This is a genomic window from Sphingomonas adhaesiva, from assembly GCF_002374855.1.
Classification (GTDB): domain Bacteria; phylum Pseudomonadota; class Alphaproteobacteria; order Sphingomonadales; family Sphingomonadaceae; genus Sphingomonas; species Sphingomonas adhaesiva.
This window is the reverse complement of the sequence record NZ_NWVC01000003.1, coordinates 171,449-190,232: the sequence shown is the minus strand read 5'-3', so window position 1 is coordinate 190,232 and position 18,784 is coordinate 171,449. Positions and strand designations below refer to the sequence as shown.

At 71.1% G+C, this 18,784-nt stretch carries 18 protein-coding genes and 3 tRNA genes; 7 read left to right on the top strand and 14 right to left on the bottom strand.

Translation table 11 applies throughout. The features are described from left to right. Positions 1 to 43: 43 nt before the first annotated feature. The 7 genes from COA07_RS08345 to COA07_RS08315 form a co-directional block, all read right to left on the bottom strand. Positions 44 to 1,048, bottom strand: coding sequence for a phage major capsid protein (locus tag COA07_RS08345; RefSeq protein ID WP_066712946.1), 1,005 nt, complete (start codon positions 1,046 to 1,048; stop codon positions 44 to 46). Positions 1,049 to 1,113: 65 nt separating this feature from the next. Continuing rightward, positions 1,114 to 1,482 carry an HK97 family phage prohead protease gene (locus COA07_RS08340; protein ID WP_066712938.1) on the bottom strand — a complete coding sequence of 123 codons (369 nt, stop codon included), beginning with the start codon at positions 1,480 to 1,482 and terminating at the stop codon, positions 1,114 to 1,116. After that, entirely contained in the window at positions 1,482 to 1,730 is a 249-nt protein-coding gene (locus tag COA07_RS08335; RefSeq protein ID WP_066712943.1) for a DUF6127 family protein, read from the bottom strand. Before COA07_RS08335 ends, COA07_RS08340 begins: the two co-directional genes overlap by 1 nt. Positions 1,731 to 1,795: 65 nt before the next feature. Beyond that, a complete protein-coding gene (locus tag COA07_RS08330) occupies positions 1,796 to 2,875 on the bottom strand; it encodes a phage portal protein (protein WP_066712935.1) in 1,080 nt (359 codons plus the stop codon). A gap of 105 nt (positions 2,876 to 2,980) precedes the next feature. Further along, positions 2,981 to 4,288 (bottom strand): DNA-packaging protein, encoded by a 1,308-nt coding sequence (locus tag COA07_RS08325; RefSeq protein ID WP_096640788.1) that lies wholly within the window; start codon positions 4,286 to 4,288, stop codon positions 2,981 to 2,983. Further along, positions 4,285 to 4,782: a hypothetical protein gene (locus COA07_RS08320; protein ID WP_141396495.1), complete on the bottom strand. Its 498-nt coding sequence runs from the start codon at positions 4,780 to 4,782 to the stop codon at positions 4,285 to 4,287. Before COA07_RS08320 ends, COA07_RS08325 begins: the two co-directional genes overlap by 4 nt. A gap of 233 nt (positions 4,783 to 5,015) precedes the next feature. Beyond that, positions 5,016 to 5,089 (bottom strand) — tRNA-Gly (locus COA07_RS08315). A gap of 189 nt (positions 5,090 to 5,278) precedes the next feature. On the opposite strand from COA07_RS08315, the gene COA07_RS08310 reads away from it, so the two are divergent. Next, positions 5,279 to 8,128, top strand: a complete 2,850-nt coding sequence (locus COA07_RS08310) for a TonB-dependent receptor (protein ID WP_066710944.1) — start codon at positions 5,279 to 5,281, stop codon at positions 8,126 to 8,128. A 205-nt stretch (positions 8,129 to 8,333) separates the two neighbouring features. Beyond that, positions 8,334 to 8,549 (top strand): hypothetical protein, encoded by a 216-nt coding sequence (locus tag COA07_RS08305; protein WP_066486308.1) that lies wholly within the window; start codon positions 8,334 to 8,336, stop codon positions 8,547 to 8,549. A 184-nt stretch (positions 8,550 to 8,733) separates the two neighbouring features. Here COA07_RS08305 and COA07_RS08300 read toward each other — a convergent pair whose 3' ends face one another. The 3 genes from COA07_RS08300 to hrcA form a co-directional block, all read right to left on the bottom strand. After that, positions 8,734 to 9,957: a threonine synthase gene (locus COA07_RS08300; RefSeq protein WP_066710946.1), complete on the bottom strand. Its 1,224-nt coding sequence runs from the start codon at positions 9,955 to 9,957 to the stop codon at positions 8,734 to 8,736. Positions 9,958 to 10,056: 99 nt separating this feature from the next. Then, on the bottom strand, positions 10,057 to 10,608 hold the full coding sequence (grpE, locus tag COA07_RS08295; protein ID WP_096640782.1) for a nucleotide exchange factor GrpE: 552 nt from the start codon (positions 10,606 to 10,608) through the stop codon (positions 10,057 to 10,059). Between the two features lie 38 nt (positions 10,609 to 10,646). Next, on the bottom strand, positions 10,647 to 11,690 hold the full coding sequence (gene hrcA, locus COA07_RS08290) for a heat-inducible transcriptional repressor HrcA (RefSeq protein ID WP_066710958.1): 1,044 nt from the start codon (positions 11,688 to 11,690) through the stop codon (positions 10,647 to 10,649). Positions 11,691 to 11,820: 130 nt separating this feature from the next. On the opposite strand from hrcA, the gene COA07_RS08285 reads away from it, so the two are divergent. From COA07_RS08285 to COA07_RS08265, 5 genes are all read left to right on the top strand, one after another. Then, positions 11,821 to 11,906, top strand: a tRNA-Tyr gene (locus COA07_RS08285). A gap of 139 nt (positions 11,907 to 12,045) precedes the next feature. Next, entirely contained in the window at positions 12,046 to 12,420 is a 375-nt protein-coding gene (locus tag COA07_RS08280; RefSeq protein ID WP_066710960.1) for a hypothetical protein, read from the top strand. Then, the gene (locus tag COA07_RS08275) at positions 12,417 to 13,583 is read left to right on the top strand and encodes a glutathionylspermidine synthase family protein (RefSeq protein ID WP_066710948.1); all 1,167 of its coding nucleotides are present in this window, start codon (positions 12,417 to 12,419) and stop codon (positions 13,581 to 13,583) included. Before COA07_RS08280 ends, COA07_RS08275 begins: the two co-directional genes overlap by 4 nt. Positions 13,584 to 13,672: 89 nt before the next feature. Further along, positions 13,673 to 14,971, top strand: a complete 1,299-nt coding sequence (locus COA07_RS08270; protein ID WP_066710949.1) for an HD-GYP domain-containing protein — start codon at positions 13,673 to 13,675, stop codon at positions 14,969 to 14,971. A 4-nt stretch (positions 14,972 to 14,975) separates the two neighbouring features. Next, positions 14,976 to 16,070 carry a GGDEF domain-containing protein gene (locus COA07_RS08265; protein WP_096640780.1) on the top strand — a complete coding sequence of 365 codons (1,095 nt, stop codon included), beginning with the start codon at positions 14,976 to 14,978 and terminating at the stop codon, positions 16,068 to 16,070. Positions 16,071 to 16,075: 5 nt separating this feature from the next. Here COA07_RS08265 and dapF read toward each other — a convergent pair whose 3' ends face one another. The 4 genes from dapF to COA07_RS08245 form a co-directional block, all read right to left on the bottom strand. Beyond that, positions 16,076 to 17,035, bottom strand: a complete 960-nt coding sequence (gene dapF, locus COA07_RS08260) for a diaminopimelate epimerase (RefSeq protein ID WP_066713882.1) — start codon at positions 17,033 to 17,035, stop codon at positions 16,076 to 16,078. 39 nt (positions 17,036 to 17,074) lie between these two features. Continuing rightward, positions 17,075 to 17,557 carry a DUF6456 domain-containing protein gene (locus tag COA07_RS08255; RefSeq protein WP_096640778.1) on the bottom strand — a complete coding sequence of 161 codons (483 nt, stop codon included), beginning with the start codon at positions 17,555 to 17,557 and terminating at the stop codon, positions 17,075 to 17,077. 86 nt (positions 17,558 to 17,643) lie between these two features. After that, a tRNA-Val gene (locus COA07_RS08250) sits at positions 17,644 to 17,719 on the bottom strand. Between the two features lie 72 nt (positions 17,720 to 17,791). Next, entirely contained in the window at positions 17,792 to 18,730 is a 939-nt protein-coding gene (locus COA07_RS08245) for a MarR family winged helix-turn-helix transcriptional regulator (RefSeq protein WP_096640776.1), read from the bottom strand. Between the last annotated feature and the right edge of the window lie 54 nt (positions 18,731 to 18,784).

Below are 18,784 nucleotides of genomic sequence, written 5' to 3'. Positions count from 1 at the left end.
GTCCATGCCGCGGGGCCGGCGCGTGCCGGCCCCGCCGGCGGGTTCAGGCGGCGGCGAACTTCATCAGCTTGATCGCCTCGCTGTTCGACACGCACCCGCCGACCCGCTTGGTGGCGTAGAAGGTGACGAACGGCTTGTTGGTATACGGATCGCGCAGGATGTTGGTCTCGGCGCGCTCCGCGATCAGATAGCCGATGCGGAAGTTGCCGAACGCGATCGACAGGCTGTTGGCGGCGATGTCGGGCATGTCCTCGGCCTCCACCACCGGATAGCCCAGCAGCGTCGCCGGCTGCCCGCTGGTCAGGCTGGGCTGCCACAGGAACTGGCCGTCGGCGGTCTTGAACTTGCGGATGCGCGCCGCGGTCGCGGCGTTCATCACGAACGCGGCACCCTGCCGGTACGGTGCGCGCAGGCTCTGCACCAGGTCGATCAGCCGGTCGGCGCCGTTGGTGGCGAAATCGCCCGCCGCGCCGCTGGGCAGGTACTGGAGTGTCCCGAACGCGCGCGCCGCATCCCCCGCCGCCGACGTCGCCGCCTGCAGGAACCCATTCGGCCGATTGGTCCCGCTGCCGTTGACGAACGCCGCGCCCTCGGCCCGCGCGAACTCGGTCGCGATCTCACCGGCCAGCCACGCTTCGACGTCGAACAGCGCATCGTCCAGCATCGCCTGGCTGGCGGACGGGTTGGCGTACAATTCGCCCATCGGCGGGGCGATTTCCTGGAACGCCGGGGTGGCGGTGCCCGGCCGCGCATCGGTCTCCGCCGCCCAGCCCGACGGCGTGCCGCCGGTCGTCACCAGCTTGCGGTAACCCGCCGATCCCACCTGCACCACGTTGGCGATGGCGCGGATCGGGCTGATCGACTTCAACACCGCGTCGATCTGCTGGTCGATCTCGCGCGGGACGGCAAAGCCGCCCTGGTCGCCGGTCGTCCCCGTGAACGCCTTCATCTCGATCGTCGCGCCGGTGCGGACGAAGCCGTCGAACGCGGCATTGCCCATGGCGCGCGCGCCCTCCAGCACCGGGCGTGCTTCCACCGTATCGTTCATCACCTTCTCCTTCGGGAATGCCCGCTTGCCGGGCAGCAGTCGGCAGCGCCGCGGCGCCGCCGGATTCAATCGTCGTCGATCGCCGCGATGCGCGCGGCGGGCTGCATCGGCACCGCCACCAGGCTGATCTCGGCCAGGTCGGCGGCGCGGATTTCGCGCCACGCCCCCTGCGTCACGCGCCGCGCGCGATAGCCGACCGACAGCGCCGGCAACGCGCCGCTGCGCACCGCGCGCGCCACCGCCGGATCGTCGATCCGCGCCGCGATGCGCAGACCCCGTTCGTCCTCGCCCAGCGCCAGCACCGCGCCCACCGCCGCGCCGCGATGGTGGAGCAGCAGCGGCACCGGCACCGCACCGGCAAAGGCGCCCGCGCGGAACACGTCGCCCGCGCGGTCGACCCGGTCGTAGACCGCGGCATAGCCCGCGATCCGCATCACCTGACCCACTCGCCGAAGCCCAGCTTCACGGCCAGCCCGACCAGCAGCAGCGCCCACACCATCCGCACCACCCAGGCGACGCTGGCGCGCCAAGCCGACGACTTGGCGGTGCGCCACGCCTTCAACAGCTCGCGCAGTTCGGCGACGTCGCCCGCCGCGCCCTCGTCGGCCAGCCCCAGCCGCGTCAGCGCGCGCGTCGCGCCCAGCTCGCCCGCTTCCTCCGCGATCGCGCGCAGCACCGCCATGTCGCCGCCGCGCGCCTGTTCCTGCGCCAGCAGCTGCGCCAGCACCGCGCCCGTGCTTCCCGCGCTCACGACCAGTCCACCATCTGGCGCTTTTCGTCGCGCGACAGGAAATCGGCACTGGCGACCATCCGCCACAACCGCTCGCGATCCTCGACCAGCGCGGGTACGCGGTCCAGGTCCACCTCCAGCGTCGCATCGGCGAACCACGGCGACAATCCGTCGCGCAGGGCGGTCAGGATCGCGCCCGCCAGCGGCAGCACCGTCAGCCGCCACAGCGCGCGATTGGCCTCGCGGTAATTGGCATGGGTGCTGTCGCCCGGCAGGCCCAGCAGCATCGGCGGCACCCCGAACGCCAGCGCGATCTCGCGCGCGGCGGCCGCCTTGGTCCCGGCGAAGTCCATGTCGGCGGGGGTCAGGCTCATCGCCTGCCACTTCAGCCCGCCCTCCAGCAGCATCGGGCGCCCGGCATTGGCCGCGCCGGCAAAGCCCTGCTCCATCTCCTCGCGCAGCCGCCGGAACTGGTCGGGGGACAGCACCGATCCGTCGCCGGCATCGTACACCAGCGCGCCAGACGGGCGCGCGGCATTGTCCAGCAACGCCTTGCTCCACGACGATGCGGCATTGTGGATCGCGATCGCCCCGGATGCCGCGCCCAGACAGCCCAGCCCGTAATGATCGTCGACCGGGTTGAAGCGGCGGACATGCACCACCGCCGCCGGATCCAGCCGCGTCGCCCGCACCCCGACACGGTACAGATACGCCGCCGGCCACCCGTCCGCGCCCAGTTCCACCGTCACCCGCTCGGGGCGCAGCGGGAACAGCGCCGCCGCCGCACCGTCGGCATCGCGCAGGATCTGGACGAAGGCATTGCCGTGCAGCAGCACCTGCGCCGCCACCGTCTCCAGCAGCCCCGGCGCCCCCGCCAGCGCGGCGAGCGCCGGGTCGCTCGCGTCCAGCGGTGCCCCGCCGACCGCCTCCGCGACCAGCCGCACCGCACGCTGCGCCACCGCGTTGCCGCAATAGCCGGCGCGCACCTGCGCCTCATATCCCTGCGGCCACACCCCGATCGGTGCCGCCACCCCCGCCGCACGCGCCAGCGCCGGACGCGCGCCATCGCGCCCGGATTTCCACCCGAACCAAGCCATCGGCCACTCCCCATGATGATAAAGCCGCCCGCGCGTCGGCCCCACGAAACCCCGTACCGCGCGGCCCCATGTCCCGACGCACGCCGGAACGCTGCGCCGATCGCGCTACATCACCGCCACCCGCGCCTCGCCCTGCCGGTCCAGCATCAGCGCGGTCAGCGCCCAGATGCAGGCGTCGGCGCGGTCGGGCGATCGGCCCGGCCCGTCGTAACCGCCGCCGATCGACAGCCCCGCCAGCTCGTCCTCCAGCGCGGGGAACGCCCGCGCGTGCCAGACGCGCCGCAGTTCGTAGAGCGCGGCGACCGGTTCCGCGCGCGCCGCCTTGCCGCGCGTGGCGTGCACCAGCGTCACCGGCAATGTCGCCTGCGCCGCCAGCAGCACGCTCTTCACCATCGCGCCGCCCTGGTTCGCCTCCGCGACCACGCGGTCCGCGCCGACGCGGGTCGCGCACGCGCCGACCGCGCGCGCCCAGCCCTCCGGCGTCGCGCCGCTGACGCTGGCATCCTCGATCACATAGCCGCAGCCGTCGCGCCCCAGCCCAGCCGCGACGATCCCGCAGGCGTCGCCATCGGTGCCCGCGGGCGGATCAACCCCCACGACGATGCGCACCAGCGGCGGCACCGTCGCGGCGCGCTGCGCCTCGAACGTCGCCCGCGTCCACAATGCGCCCGCCACCTCGTCGATCAGCTCGCCGTCCAGTTCCTGCCGCCCCAGCCGCGTCGCGCCGTAACTGGCGGTCATCGCCGCGACGAACGCGGGCGGCAGGTGCGGGTTGTCATGCGTCCGCCCGCGCGTGGTGCGCGTCCCCGGATCGGCCGCGATCCGCCGCATCAGCGCGGTCGGGCGCGGCGTCGTCGTCACCAGCACGCGCGGCTGCTCGCCCAGCCGCAATCCCATCAGCAGATTGTCCCAACCGGCCGTGCCGCGCCATTTGCCCAGTTCGTCCGCCCAGGCGAAATGATGCTCCGGCCCGCGCAGCTTCTCCGGCGCCGCGGCGGAATAGACCTGTGCGCTCGCCCCGCTGGCGAAGCGCACCTCGCCGCTGGTCGGGCGCCACACCACCGGTTCGTCGTCGCGCGCCACCGCGATGACGCCGCTCGGCCCCTCCACCATCACCTTGCGCGCATCGGCGATCGTCGCGCCGACCAGCGCGATGCGCGCCTGCGGCATGGTGCGGGCCATCGCACTCACCCATTCGGCGCCCGCGCGCGTCTTGCCGAAGCCGCGCCCCGCCTGCATCAGCCACACCGACCAGCCGCCCGGCGGGGGCAATTGCCCGGGATGCGCCCATTCCTCCCACCGCTCGACGATCGCGCGCGCGGTATCCTCGCTCAGCGTCGCGGCGATCGCGCGGCGATCGGCCAGCGGCAGCCCGCGCCACCAGCGCAGCGCCCGCTCCATCGCTGCGCTCATGCCGGCTCCGCCGCGCCGCCGCGCCGCGCCTGTGCCGACAGCCGCCGCAGCAGTTCCTGCCCGGCGACGTCGCTGCCCTCCTTGCGTGATCGCGGCGCGGCCGGCTGGGCGGGCGCACCGGGCCGCCGCGCGAGCAGCTGCATCGCGGTGGCGATCTCGATCGCCCCGCCCGGCCGTTCGCCCTGTTCCAGCACCTGGCGCAGCACGGCGGCTTCCAGCCGCTCCCACGCCGCCGCCGCCGCGTCGCGCCATTCGCGTGCGAAGCCCGGCTCGCGCCGCCGCTTGGCATAGGCCGCGGTCACCGACATGCCCGCCGCCGCCGCCGCGACCGCCACGTCGCCGGTCATGCTCAGGTGATCGAGGAAGGCGTGCCGAGCGGCCTTGCTCCACCGCGTCGCCTCCGCGCCGTCAGCCGCCGCGCCCACTGCCCGGGCCGACGCCGCCCCGCCATGCCCCGTGACGTCACGCCCCGTACCGCCCATTCGTTCGGTCATCCGGCGATCCTCCCCTGCGTCGATGCTGCCGTCATCGTCCGCGCCCGGTCGCGCGCCACCCGGCACGTCCCGCGTCACCCGCTGCCGGGCGCCAAACGACGACGGGCCGGCGCGGCGGGGCCGCAGTCCCAAGCCGCCCGGCCCGATTCGCATCATCTCGATGTTCACGTTTTGTACGCGAACAGCGCGGCGCTGTCAAGCCGTAAATGTGATCGCCGTCAATGGGGAGGGGATGGAGCGGGTAGCGGGAATCGAACCCGCGTATTCAGCTTGGAAGGCTGCTGCACTACCATTGTGCTATACCCGCTCGCCGGACGACGGGCAGTAATCCAACCCGCCCGCCCGTGCAAGCGCGCTGCGCGCCGGCCGCGCCGGCAATCTTACGCGCCGCGTAAATTCGCTAGACCTTTGTCGATAGCGCGCTAAACCGGCCGCGATACCGGATGTTCAAATCCGGACACATCGACCCGTCATGTTTGGGAGAGGCACTGTCGCCATGCGTCTGACCACCGTCCTTCTGTCCACCGCCGCCGCGCCCGCGCTGCTGTTCGCCGCCACCGCGTCGGCCCAAACCTCCACCGGTCAGACGTCTACCGATCAGGCCAGCCCCGTCACCGCCAACGCCGCCGTCGCCGGACAGGCCGATACCACGGCGGCACAAGCCGACGCGAACGACGTCGGCGCGGGCGACATCGTCGTCACCGCCACCCGCCGTTCCGAACGCCTGTCGGAAGTGCCGATCTCGATCAACGCGGTCAGCCAGGCCGCGCTCCAGAATTCCGGCGCCACCGACATCCGCCAGATGGCGCAGCTCGCCCCCTCGCTCAACGTCTCCTCGACCGGGTCGGAGGCGAACGCCTCGGCGCGCGTGCGCGGCATCGGTACGGTCGGCGACAACCCGGGCCTCGAAAGCTCGGTCGCGGTGTTCATCGACGGCGTCTATCGCAGCCGCACCGGCTCGGGCCTCAACGACCTGGGCGAGGTCGACCGGATCGAGGTGCTGCGCGGGCCGCAGGGCACGCTGTCGGGGCGCAATTCCTCGGCCGGCGCGATCAACGTCTACACCAAGGCGCCGTCGTTCGACTTCGGCGGCTATGCCGAGGGCAGCTACGGCAATTTCGACGCCTGGCGCGCCGCCGGCGCGCTGACCGGGCCGATCATCAAGGACCTGCTCGCCTTCCGCATCGACGGCGTCTACGCCAAGCGCGACGGCTTCATGCGCGATGTCGTCAACAACACCGACTATAACGATCGCAACCGCTGGTTCGTGCGCGGACAGCTGCTGCTCGAACCCTCGTCGGACTTCTCGCTGCGGCTGATCGGCGACTACACCTTCCGCGACGAAAAGTGCTGCGGCGCGGTCTATGTCGACACGCGCGAGAAGATCGATCCCACCCCCGGCGCCGCGGGCGATTATGCCATCAACCCCAACGGCAACCGCATCGTCGACGTCATCAATTCGATCGCTGCGCTGCGCGGCTATCCGGCCGGCACCGCCTTCCCCAGCGGCAACGATCCGTACAGCCGCCGCATCGCCTTCTCCCCGGGGAAGGCCTATTCGAACGTGACCAAGGATTACGGCGGGTCGGCGCAGATCGACTGGAACCTGGGCGGCGCCTCGCTCACCTCGATCACCGCCTATCGCGAATACAAGTCGGCGGGCGCCAGCGACATCGACTATAACGTCCTCGACATCGGCGATCGCCCGGCGGACGGCAACAACTACCGCCAGTTCCACACCTTCACGCAGGAAGTGCGCCTCAACGGCGAGGCGTTCGGCGACCGGCTCAACTGGCTGGTCGGTGGCTTCTTCTCGAACGAGGATCTGGAGGTCGTCGACAATCTGAAGTTCGGCAGCGATTACGGCGCCTTCGCCGCGTGCCGCATCGTCGCGACGATCAATCCCACCGCCGCCCTGCGCAACCCGGCCGGGCCGGGATGCCTCGGCACCACGCCGCTTGCCGCGCTGGGCGGTGCGACCGGGCGCCAGGCGATTGGTGCCGGTCTGGGCGCGGCGGCGGGGGTGATCCTTCCCGCGATCGACCTTCTGGGCACGCTCAACAACCTGGGCACGACCCGCGACGTCTACCGCCAGAACAGCAAGAGCTTCGCGCTGTTCACGCACAACATCGTCAAGCTGACCGACAATCTGTCGTTCACCGCCGGCCTGCGCTGGACGCAGGAGCGCAAGCGGTTCGACGCGACGTTCGGCAACAACAACACCGTCTGCCCGCAGATCCAGGGGCTGCTGGGCGCCGGCCCGGCGGGCAATCTGTTCAACAATGCGCAACTTGCCGCGCTGACCCGCGGGATCGCGACGCTGGCGTGCACCGGCAATTCGTCGTCGGCGCTGAACGGCCGCACGCTGGCGGACAATTTCAAGGAAGACCAGCTGACCGGCACCGCGGTGCTGTCGTGGAAGCCGGTCGACCGCGTGATGACCTACGCCAGCTATTCGCGCGGGTACAAGGCGGGCGGCTACAACCTCGACCGGTCGGACCTGGGCGATGCCTATAACCCCGCGACGATCGGCAATGCCACCGGCGGGCGGCTGCGCTTCGACCCGGAAACCGTCAACGCCTATGAAATCGGGCTGAAATATTCCAGCCGTCCGTTCACGTTCAACATCGCGGGCTTCCGGTCGGAGTTCAAGAATTTCCAGCTGAACACCTTCAACGGCACCAATTACGTCGTCGAAAACATCGGCTCGTGCTCGAACGACCTGAACGGCGCCGATCGCGACAACAGCGCGGCGACCGGGGCGTGCACCGGCAACGTCAAATATGGCGTCGTCAGCCAGGGCGTCGAGGTGGAGGCCGGCTTCTACCCCGCGCGCCACCTGGCGGTGAACCTGGGCTATACCTTCGCCGACACCAAATACCGCCGCAACCTGGTCGGCTCGGATGCGGGCGCCCCGCTCGACCCCGCGCTGTTCCTGCTGTCGGGGTCGCAGATGTCGAACGCGCCGCGCAACGTCATCACCTCCTCGGTCGCCTGGACGCCGGATATCGGCAGCGACGGCATGTCGGCGCTGTTCTACGTCGATCAGCGGACGGCGTCGGACTACAACACCGGCTCAGACCTCTTCGTGGAAAAAATGCAGGACGGCTTCACCGTGGTGAATGCGCGCGTCGGCCTGCGCGGGCGTGACGAACGCTGGGCGGTGGAACTGTGGGCGCAGAACCTGCTCGACACCAACTATACGCAGGTCGCGTTCAACTCGCCCTTCCAGGGGGCGGGCAGCCAGCAGCAGGTGCAGGCGTTCGGCGGCACCGGCAACCAGCTGTTCTCGGCGTTCCTCGCCGAACCGCGCACCTATGGCGTGACGCTGCGCACGCGCTTCTGATTCACACCTTTGCACCCATGGCGGGCCGGCCGGCGCATCCTGGCGCCGGCCGGCCCGTTCGTTTCGTCGGTTTCCGCGCGCATCCTACCCGTTCCGGTGGGAAAGCGCCGCGACGATGGTTGACCCGTTAACCGTTTTCGCGGCTTCCTCCGGCCAAGCGACCGTCCGAGTCGGTCGCGTCTGGCCCGTGGGGGGCGCAACGGCGATGAACGGCGAAGCGGTAATCCGGTTGGTGTCCGAACAGATGGAGCGCATCCTGTGGACCGCGCGCAGCGCGGGCGGCACGCTCATCATCTCGCGCGGTCACGATCCCGATACGATCCGCCAGTTGCTCGATCAGGGGCTGATCCGCGAACGCCTCGGCCACCTCGTACTCACGCCCAAGGGCACCCAGCAACGCCGCGCCTGCGCGCCCTTCTGACAGCCTCACGCTAGGACCATCACCCCAGCGAAGGTTGGCCTGCTACGAACCCCCTTCGTCATGCCGGACTTGTTCCGGCATCCACGGCACGGCATGATCCCGAGCCGCTGATCGTGCGGCACGGTAGATGCCGGAACAAGTCCGGCATGACGAAGCGACGCCGCAACGACCTGCGCCCCGCCCCTCACAACCGGTCGAAGTCGATCGCCCCATGCCGGTCCAGCCGCTGGTCGGCGGCGGGCAGCGGGTATTTCAGCCCGGTGGCGCAGTTGAACAGCACCACCTCCTCATCCTCGTCCACCTCGCCGTCGCGCAACGCCTGGCGATACGCCGCCAGCGTCGCACCGCCCTCCGGGCACATCAGCAGGCCGTCGCGCCGTGCGGCATCGTCCACCGCCGCCAGGATCGCCGGGTCGCCGACCGCCAGCGCCTTGCCGCCGCTCTCGCGCACCGCGCGCAGGATCAGGAAATCGCCCACCGCGCGCGGCACGCGGATGCCCGCGGCGACGGTGTGCGCATCCTCCCACCGCTCGGCATGTTCCTCGCCCGCCTCGAACGCGCGCACGATCGGGGCGCAGCCCGCCGCCTGCACCGCGTACATGCGCGGCCGTTCGCTGCCGATCCAGCCGAGCGCCTCCAGCTCGTCGAACGCCTTCCACATCCCGATCAGCCCGGTACCCCCGCCGGTGGGATAGAAGATCGCGCGCGGCAGCCGCCAGCCGAGCTGCGCGGCCAGCTCCAGCCCCATCGTCTTCTTGCCCTCGATCCGATACGGCTCCTTCAGCGTCGAAAAATCGAACCAGCGCCCCTCGGCCGCGCCCTTGGCGACGATCGCGCCGCAATCGTCGATCAGTCCGTTGACCCGCCACACCCGGCCCCCTTGCGCCGCGATCTCGCGCACGTTCACTTCCGGCGTATCGTCGGGGCAGAACACGATCGTCTCGATCCCGACGCGCGTGGCATAGGCGGCCAGCGCCGCCCCGGCATTGCCGTTGGTCGGCATCGCGATCCGCGTGACGCCCAGCTCCTTTGCCATCGCCACCGCCATCACCAGCCCGCGCGCCTTGAAGCTGCCGGTCGGCAATCGCCCCTCGTCCTTGACCCACACGTTCGCGCCGCCGCTCTTGGGGATCGGGATCAGCGGCGTCTCCACCTCGCCCAGGCTGACGACATTGTTGGTATGCCGCACCGGCAACAGCTCGCGCCACCGCCACAGGTCGGTGCCGCGCGCGTCCAGCGCATCGCGCGACAGCGCCGCCGCCACTCCACCCAGGTCGTAGCGGACCAGCAGCGGCCGCCCGGCGCGCGACAGGTTGTGGAGGGTATCGGCGTCATACCGCTCCCCCGTCAGCGAACATTCCAGATGCGTGACGAAGGTCGCGCGCTCGGCAGTCAGATTGTCGTTCATGACCCGCGGTCTAGGCGCGGCGGCGCGCCGGCGAAAGCACCGATGGTCGCGCCGCGCATCCGCGGGGGTGCCGCGCGCCGACACCCCCGCGACGCTCCTTCAGTCGGGCTTCTTCGCCACCGCCACCAGCGCCGGGCGCAGCAGCCGGTCCTTGATCATCCAGCCGGCCTGCATCTCCTGCACGATCGTGCCCGGCTCGGCATCGCTCGCCACCTCCATCATCGCCTGGTGGCGATTGGGGTCGAGCGGCTGGCCCAACGCCTCGATGCGGGAAAGGCCGTGGCGCCCGAACACGCTGTGCAGTTCGCGGCCCGTCGCCTCCAGCCCGACGACCAGCCCCTTCATCTTCTCGTCCTCGCGCAGCTCCGCGGGGATCGCGGCCAGCGCACGGTCCAGATTGTCGGCCACCGACAGCACGTCGCGCGCGAACGCGGTCGCGGCATAGGCGCGCGCGTCGGCGGCGTCCTTCTCCGCGCGGCGGCGCACGTTCTGGATATCGGCCTGCGCGTACAGCGTCTCCTGCTTCGCGGCGGCCAGCTGGTCCTCCAGCTCGGCGATTCGCGCCGCGGCGGCATCATGCTCGGCCACTTCGGGCGCCGCCTCCGCCGTTTCGTCACGCAGGTCGTCGGCGGGCTTGTCGGTATCGGTCATTCTTTCCCTGTCTTTACTCAACGTATCGTGACGGCCGCTCATCCCATCAGCCGGGCGAGCGTCGCTGCGGTGAAATCCACCATGGGTACGACGCGCGCATAGTTCAACCGCGTCGGGCCGATCACCCCCACCACGCCGACGACGCGGCCGTCCTGACCGCGGAACGGTTTGGCGATGACGGACGATCCGCTCAGCGCGAACAATTTGTTCTCCGCGCCGATGAAGATCCGCGTCGCATCGCCCGCGCGCGCCGAATCGAGCAGCGCGGCGACCTCCTGCTTGCCCTCCAGATCGTCGAGCAGCCCGCGCACCCGTTCCAGGTCGGCGGCATCGGCGTCGTCCAGCAACCGCCCCTGCCCGCGCACGATCAGCACCGGGCGCCGCGCCCCGTCCTCGCTCCACACCGCCAGCCCGCGTTCCACCAGCGCGCGCGCTGCCGCGTCCAACGCGCCGCGCCCCGCCGCCAGTTCGCGCTCCACCCGCGCGCGCGCCTCGCCCAGCGTCAGCCCGCCCATCGTCGCGGTTAAATAATTGCCCGCCTCCACCAGCGCGCCGGGGGCGACGCCCATCGGCAGCGCGACGACGCGATTCTCGACCGCGCCGTCCTCCGCCACCAGGACCGCCAGCGCCTGCCCCTGGCCCAGCGGCATGAACCCGATCGAGCGCAGCACCGTCTCGCGCTTGGGCACCATCACCAGCCCCGCGCACGCCGACAGGCCGGACAGCGCCGCCGTGGTCGCCGCCAGCGCCTCCTCGACCGGGCCGTGCGTCCCCGCGCGCGCCTCGATCTGCGCGCGTTCGTCGGCGCTCGGCTCGTGCGCCTGCATCATCCCGTCGACGAACAGGCGCAGCCCCGCCTCGGTCGGCATCCGTCCCGCGGACGTGTGCGGCGCGGCCAGCAGCCCCAGCGATTCCAGCTGTGCCAGCACGTTGCGGATCGACGCGGGCGACAGGTTCAGCCCGGCCTGCGCCAGCGTCTTCGATCCCACCGGCACGCCATGTTCCAGATAGCCGTCGACGACGCGACGAAAGATGTCGCGCGCGCGATCGGTCAGTTCCGCGATCGGGGGCGTGGCGGCCATGACGCGAATGTAGGGCGACGCGGCGGCGCGCTCAACGCCCCGCATCGGCATCGTCGCGCGCAAACGGGCGTTGACAGCACCGCACGGGGCGGGCATTGGGCGCCCTCGCTTTTTGGCAAGCGCCGCTCGTGGAAGGGTGGCCGAGTGGTTAAAGGCAGCAGACTGTAAATCTGCCCACGCAAGTGTACGCTGGTTCGAATCCAGCCCCTTCCACCACCCCCTTCGGACCGGGGTTCCGCGTCCGCCAGCGTTCCACGTCCGGCTCCATCACGCGCCCGCCCGCCCGATCCGCGCCTTCGCCATTGAACGCCGCCCGCACATGGCCGATCAACGGCACCGCACCGGGGGGACGCGCATGAAGAAGGACCTGACCATCACCACCGGCGTCGCCGCCGCGCTGCTCCTGTCGGGATGCGGCGGCCAGCGCGACGAATGGACCGCGCAGCGCGATACCGCGGTCTGCACCGACCGCGCCGGCAACCGCGTCCCCGACGATCGCTGCGACCGCCGCTCCGCAACCGGGCATGGCGGCGGCTTCCTGTGGTATTATCTCGGCCGCAACCGCGCGATCCCGGCCTATGGCGAACGAGCGACCGGCGGATCGTGGTCGCGCCCCGCCGGATCGACCTTCTACCGCGCGCCGGCATCCACCGCGATGACGCGCGCGGCGGCGGTGTCGCGCGGGGGCTTCGGTTCGTCGGCGCACCGCTTCGGCAGCATCCACGCATGATCCGCGAGACGATCGAACCGCGCCCCGACTGGCGCGCGACGGTCGAGGCGGAGGGGCTGATCTGGCACACCGCCGATGGACGGCCCTATTGGAACGAAGCGGCCTGCTACCGCTTCACGCCCGCGCAGGTCGCCACGATCGAGGCCGCCACCGCCGAACTGTACCGCCTGTTCCTGGCCGCCGGCGACGCGATCGTCGGCGATCGCGCCATGCTGCGCCGGTTCGGCATCCCGGATGCGTTCCATCGCCCGATCGCCGATGCATGGAACGCCGAACCGCCAGCGCTCGATTATGGCCGGTTCGACCTCGGCTATGACGGCCTGGGGCCGCCCAAGCTGTTCGAATTCAACTGCGACACGCCCACCTCGCTGCTGGAAGCCGCGGTGATCCAGTGGACGTGGAAGCAGGAACGGTTTCCCCACGCCGACCAGTTCAACAGCATCCACGATCGGCTGGTCGTGCGGTGGTCCGACCTTCGCGGACGACTGCCCGCGGCCGTCCACTTCGCGCATGTCGCCGATGATGAGGATGCGGTCACCACCGCCTATCTGCGCGACACCGCGCAGCGCGCGGGGATCGCCACCATCCCGATCCTGATCGACGATCTGGGCTGGGACGCCGACGCACGCCGCTTCGTCGATGCCGACGACCGGCGGATCGCGGCATTGTTCAAGCTGTACCCATGGGAATGGCTCGCCAACGAGGCGTTCGCCCCGAATCTGCTGGAAAGCCTGTCGCGCGGCGATACGCTGTGGCTGGAACCGGTGTGGAAGATGATCTGGTCGAACAAGGGCATCCTGCCCGTGCTGCACGATCTGTTTCCCGGGCACCCGAATCTGCTGGCCGCCGCCTGGTCGCCGCCCGCCGATGCGGACGCGGTGGCCAAGCCGCTGCTGGCGCGCGAGGGGGCGAACGTGTCGCTTCGCCGCGCCGGCACGATCGTCGCCGAGACGGGCGGCGACTATGGCGACGAAGGCCATGTCTTCCAGGAACTCTACCCGCTGCCACAGCCCGCGCCGGGCATCTTCCCGGTCATCGGCAGCTGGGTCGTCGGGGGCGAGCCGGCCGGCATGGGCATTCGCGAGGACGGCCTGATCACCGGCAATGGCGCCCGCTTCGTCCCGCACGTCATCGACCCGGCGGCCCGCGGCGTTTCCTTATGAATTACCCGATTTGATGGAGCTACGACCCCGTCGTAAATCGTCATTAAGCAACCTCGGTTCACAAGCCCGGTCATGGCTGGGGGCGCAAGGTGCTGATCAAGATCAAGACGTCGGAGGCGAGGATCGGGATGTTCGTCCACATGGTGGACGGCGGCTGGCTCGCCAGTCCCTTCTGGCGGTCGCAACTCCTGCTCACGCGACAGGCGCAGATCGACAAGCTGGTTGACGCCGGGATCGCGGAGATCGTGATCGATACGGACCGCGGCGTCGGCCCGGCGGGGGGCGGCGATACGGCCCCTTCCGTTGTCGTCGCCGATGCGTCGGACGAACCGGATGAGCCCGCCGCGGTGCCCTATACCGGGCCGGAACGTCGCGCCCGCCGCCGTCCGACCACCGAACTGGATCGCGCCCGCGAAACGGTCGAACGGTCGAAGGAAGCGGTATCGCGGATGTTTTCGGAAGTGCGGCTGGGCAACGCCGTCGACGCCGCCGCCATCTCGCCGCTGGTCGATGAGATCGCCGCCTCGGTCGCACGCGATTCGACCGCGATCATCAAGGTCACGCGGCTGAAGAACAAGGACGAATACACCTATCTCCATTCGGTGGCGGTGTGCGCCTTGCTCATCAACTTCGCGCGCCGCATGGGCCTGCCGGAGGATGAGGTGCGCGACCTGGGCATGGCCGGGATGCTGCACGACATCGGCAAGATGGCGGTGCCCAGCGCGCTGCTCGACAAGCCGGGCAAGCTGGAACCGAGCGAATTCAGCGTGGTGCAGACGCATCCGGTGAAGGGGCATGCGCTGCTGATCGAAAGCGACGGGGTCGCGCCGCCGGTGCTCGACGTGTGCCTGCACCACCACGAACGGATCGACGGCAGCGGCTATCCGCACCGGCTGACCGGCGCGCAGCTCAGCCTGCATGCGCGGATGGGGGCGATCTGCGACGTCTATGACGCGGTCACGTCCGATCGCCCGTACAAGCGCCCGTGGTCGCCCAGCGAAGCGTTGTCGCGCATGGCGTCGTGGACGGGACATTTCGATCCCGAACTGCTGGCGATCTTCATCGAAAGCATCGGCATCTACCCGGTCGGCACGCTCGTCCGGCTGCGCAGCAACCAGCTGGCGATCGTCACCGCGGTGAACGACGACGATCCGACGCTGCCGGTGGTCCGCTCCTTCTTCGACATTCCGACGCAGGCGTTCGTGCCGCAGCGCGATCTGGATACCGCGCGTTCGCGGGCGGAGGATACCGTGCATCGCACCGAACGCGGCAGCTACTGGTTCGGCGACGCCTGGCCGCAGGTGATGGACGCGGTACGGAACGGCCGCACCCCGCCGCGCGCCAGCGCCGCGCCCGTCCCGCCGACGCCATTGGCCATGGGGGCCTGATCCGATGCCGACATCCGTTTCGCCCCGCCATCGGCTGCTCGCCTGGCTGTCGCCCGACGCGGCCGGCGCACCGACCGTCGTCGCGGACCACGACCAGCCGGCGCGCGACAGCGGCCGCGGCGCCGTTCATCGTCGCCTCTACGACGATATCGGCGAATTCCTGTTCCGCAACGGCCTTGCCCCGTCGCCCACCAACTTCGCGGTGGCGCACGCCTATATCTCCGGTGAGGACTGGGACATCGCGCAGGCGGTGGCCGCGCATATTCAGGGCGGCGCGCCGCTCCTCGACGACGATGTCGCGCGGATCCTGGAAACGCGCGCCGCCGACGAACTGACGCCGGAGGCGCTGGCGCAGCTGGCGCAGACGCTGGAAAGCGGGCTGGTCGACTATCGCCTGATGATCGGCGAATCGCGCTCCAACGCGACCCATTTCGGCGACGAGCTGGACCGCGAGGCTGCCAATCTCGACAGTGATCCGGCCGGCGCGCTGCACCGTATCGTCACGATCACGCGCGAGGCGGTGGAAAAGACGCGGCTGATGGAGGAACAGCTCCAGCGCAGCCAGCGCGAGGCGGACCAGCTCAAGGCCGATCTGGAAAGCGCGCGCCGCGCCGCCGAACAGGATCACCTGACCGGGCTGCCCAACCGCCGCAGTTTCGAACGCCACCTGCGCGAGGCGCTGGCCGCCGACGGCCCGCCGCCGACGCTGGCGCTGTGCGACATCGACGATTTCAAGCAGATCAACGATCGCTTCGGCCACCCCGCCGGCGACCGGGTGCTGAAGTTCGTCGCCGGCTTCCTCGAAGGGCAGCTGGGCAAGTCCGCGCTCGTCTCGCGCTACGGCGGGGAGGAATTCGCCTGCCTGTTCCGCGACGCCGACACGCTGGAGGCGCGCGACCTGCTCGATGCGGTGCGCGAGCGGCTCGGCGCGCGCTCGCTCGTCAACCAGGAAACCGGAGAGGCGATGGGGTCGCTGACCTTCTCGGCCGGGGTCGCCCCGGTCGAGGGCGATCGCACGGCGCAGGCGTTCCACGATGCCGATCACGCGCTCTACACCGCCAAGCGCAGCGGCAAGAACATGGTGATCGCAGCGCGCTGAGCGCGTCAGCGGATCGCGTCGACCACCCCGGCCCAGGCGGCGATTTCCGCATCCATGTGGCGGATCACCGTCAGGTCGCCGGCGCGCGCATGGACCGGGTCGATCGTCACCTCGCCCTCCCATTCCCAGGTGGCGTTGCCGGTGATCGTCACCATCCCCTCCGCGGTGGCGCTGGCGCGGACCAGCCCGCCGCGGTTCAGCACCGCGATCTCGCGCGCGAACGCGATCCGCCCGGTCAGCCCCGCGGCATAGGTGGACGCCGCCATCGCGCTGCCGCAGCTGTCGGTCAGCCCCACGCCGCGCTCGAACGTGCGCACGAACAGCGTATCGGGGCCGCGCACCTCCACGAACGACACGTTGGCGCGGTTGGGCAGCCAGTCGGGCGCCGCCTCGCACGCGGTGCCGACGCGCACCAGTTCGTCCTCGTCGACCCGCTCGACGAAGGCGATCAGGTGCGGGTTGGGGATGGCGACCGCGGTGAACGCGCGCGCGGTCGGCAGCATCGCAACCGGCGCCTCGACGATCCGGTCGCGATCGGTCGCCAGCGGCCAGGACGCGACGTCCAGCGTCGCCGGCCCCGCGGTCTCGCGCACCGCATAGACGCCCGGCGCGACGTCGGGCGCGCGCGCCACCTGCGCACGGCTGGTCTTCAGCCGCACCGTCGCGCGCGCGATCCCCAGCGCCTCGAACCCCGCCCGCGCGACGCAGCGCAGGCCGTTCAGGCACGTCTCCGCTTCCGATCCGTCGCGGTTGAACATTCGCATCCCGAACGCCGCGCCATCCTCCCCGGCGGGATCGTCGCCCGGCGTCAGCACCAGCAGGCCGTCGCCGCCGACCGGCCCCGCCGGGTCCGCCAGCGCGCGCGCCACCTGCGCCCATTGCCCCTCGTCCAGCGACAGCGCGCGCCCGTCGACCAGCGGGAAGTCGTTGCCCGACCCGTGACATTTGATGAACCGTATCCGCATCGCCCCGACCTGCGCCGCGCGGCGCGTCAGGGCAAGCCCCTATCCGGGCAGGCGATAATGGTCGGCGACGCGGTCCAGCGCCAGCGTCAGCACCAGTCGCCCGCTGCGCGTCGGCCACCCCAGCGCGCGCTCGCTGGCGGGCAGCCCCTCGCCCGCGCACACCACCCGCCACAGGATGTCGGACAGGCCGGCGCCCGCCGCGGCGATCGCGCCGTCGAATCGCCGCTTCGCCGCCACCTGTGCCTCGCCGGGGTCCAGCCCCCGCCCGCCCCCGCCGTCCACGCGCGGCTGCCACCGCATCGTCACCGGCGCCCCCAGCGCCGCGCGCTCGTAATCGGCGCGCAGCCGTTCGCCCGCCTCGTTCTGGCGCCCCGTCACCAGCCCGCGCGCCGCCAGCCACGCCAGCGCCGATTCGCGGCGGTTGACCGTGACCGTCCGCCCCTTCGCCGCGCCCGTCGCGCCCGTGACCACGGCCCCGCGGCGCCCCGCCCCGTCGATCCTCTGTTCCACCAGCTCGCGCATGTCCGCTCCTGCCTCACCCTCGATACGGGGGCACGGCTGGCGCAAGTTGGAGGATGTAGGACAGCGGCATCCCGCACGCTTCGGAATGGTGGGCGCTGACGGGTTCGAACCGCCGACCTACTCGGTGTAAACGAGCCGCTCTACCAGCTGAGCTAAGCGCCCGGCGCGTGCAGTGGCGCGGGAGGACCGTCTGTATCGCGCCGCCCCCGCCGATCAAGCGAAAAGGCGCACCGCTCACACCAGCGGCAGCTTCGCCTCCGCCAGCGCCGCGACATAACGGTACATCGCATCCTGCGCCGCCGGGCTGAGCGACACGAACGCGCGCCGCCGGTCCTCCGGGTCGGGATGGCGGTGCAGCAGGTCGGCGGCGGTCAGCTTGCCGATCCAGCGCAGCGCGGTGGTCGGCGCGACCGCGGCAGCGATGCACAGGCTCGACACCGACACGCGCGTCCCCTCCAGCGCGGCGGCGAACAGGTCCAGCAGCATGTCCCACGCCGGATCCTCGAACAGCCCGGTGCCGAAAAAGCGGTCGCGCATCCGCCGCGCGCGCAGCACGTCGCGGATCGTCGCGGCGGCGATATCGACCGACGGCGGCGGCGCGCCGAAACGGGCGTGGCGGTCCGCGGCGCGCGAACCGCCCCCCGCGCCGTCATCCGCCGCGATCCGCGCCAGCAGTTCGGCGATCCGCGCCACCTCCGCCTGCAACCGCGCGGCGCGCTCACGCTCGTCGTCGGCGCTGCGCACGCGGTCGCCCGGCGTGCTGCCGGCGGTGGCGATCGCCAGCGCGGCGACCCATTCGGCCTGGTCCTGGTCGGGCGTGCACAGCAACTGCACGGCATCGACGCGGTCGCCCAGCGTCGCCACCACCGGGTCGATCTGCGCGACCGTCATCGCCACGATCAGCGGCAGCGCGCGCGCCGCGCACGTCGCGTCGGTGGCGGTCAGCCACGGCGCCAGCGCGGCATCCGCCACGCCCTCCAGGATCAGCACCACCGCATCCGCCTCGCCGGGGATTGCGGGCGGGGCGTCGCCGTCGCCCGGCGGCGCGGCGATCACCGTCCCGCCGACCAGCGCCACCGCCGCCCGTGCCGCGACCGCGTCCGCGCCATCGCCGCCCATCACCACGAAACGCGCGGCGGCGCTGCCCGCCAGCCCGAATTGCGATACCATCATTCCCCGTCCGCTGCCGCCCTGGTCCCCATGTCCCGGCCTGTGGACCGGGCACGG

Bases quoted from the DNA above. Each gene is read 5' to 3' on its own strand.
- COA07_RS08345 (WP_066712946.1), bottom strand. From the start codon at position 1,048: ATGAACGATACGGTGGAAGCACGCCCGGTGCTGGAGGGCGCGCGCGCC.
- COA07_RS08340 (WP_066712938.1), bottom strand. From the start codon at position 1,482: ATGCGGATCGCGGGCTATGCCGCGGTCTACGACCGGGTCGACCGCGCG.
- COA07_RS08335 (WP_066712943.1), bottom strand. From the start codon at position 1,730: ATGGCGGTGCTGCGCGCGATCGCGGAGGAAGCGGGCGAGCTGGGCGCG.
- COA07_RS08330 (WP_066712935.1), bottom strand. From the start codon at position 2,875: ATGGCTTGGTTCGGGTGGAAATCCGGGCGCGATGGCGCGCGTCCGGCG.
- COA07_RS08325 (WP_096640788.1), bottom strand. From the start codon at position 4,288: ATGAGCGCAGCGATGGAGCGGGCGCTGCGCTGGTGGCGCGGGCTGCCG.
- COA07_RS08320 (WP_141396495.1), bottom strand. From the start codon at position 4,782: ATGACCGAACGAATGGGCGGTACGGGGCGTGACGTCACGGGGCATGGC.
- COA07_RS08310 (WP_066710944.1), top strand. From the start codon at position 5,279: ATGCGTCTGACCACCGTCCTTCTGTCCACCGCCGCCGCGCCCGCGCTG.
- COA07_RS08305 (WP_066486308.1), top strand. From the start codon at position 8,334: ATGAACGGCGAAGCGGTAATCCGGTTGGTGTCCGAACAGATGGAGCGC.
- COA07_RS08300 (WP_066710946.1), bottom strand. From the start codon at position 9,957: ATGAACGACAATCTGACTGCCGAGCGCGCGACCTTCGTCACGCATCTG.
- grpE (WP_096640782.1), bottom strand. From the start codon at position 10,608: ATGACCGATACCGACAAGCCCGCCGACGACCTGCGTGACGAAACGGCG.
- hrcA (WP_066710958.1), bottom strand. From the start codon at position 11,690: ATGGCCGCCACGCCCCCGATCGCGGAACTGACCGATCGCGCGCGCGAC.
- COA07_RS08280 (WP_066710960.1), top strand. From the start codon at position 12,046: ATGAAGAAGGACCTGACCATCACCACCGGCGTCGCCGCCGCGCTGCTC.
- COA07_RS08275 (WP_066710948.1), top strand. From the start codon at position 12,417: ATGATCCGCGAGACGATCGAACCGCGCCCCGACTGGCGCGCGACGGTC.
- COA07_RS08265 (WP_096640780.1), top strand. From the start codon at position 14,976: ATGCCGACATCCGTTTCGCCCCGCCATCGGCTGCTCGCCTGGCTGTCG.
- dapF (WP_066713882.1), bottom strand. From the start codon at position 17,035: ATGCGGATACGGTTCATCAAATGTCACGGGTCGGGCAACGACTTCCCG.
- COA07_RS08255 (WP_096640778.1), bottom strand. From the start codon at position 17,557: ATGCGCGAGCTGGTGGAACAGAGGATCGACGGGGCGGGGCGCCGCGGG.
- COA07_RS08245 (WP_096640776.1), bottom strand. From the start codon at position 18,730: ATGATGGTATCGCAATTCGGGCTGGCGGGCAGCGCCGCCGCGCGTTTC.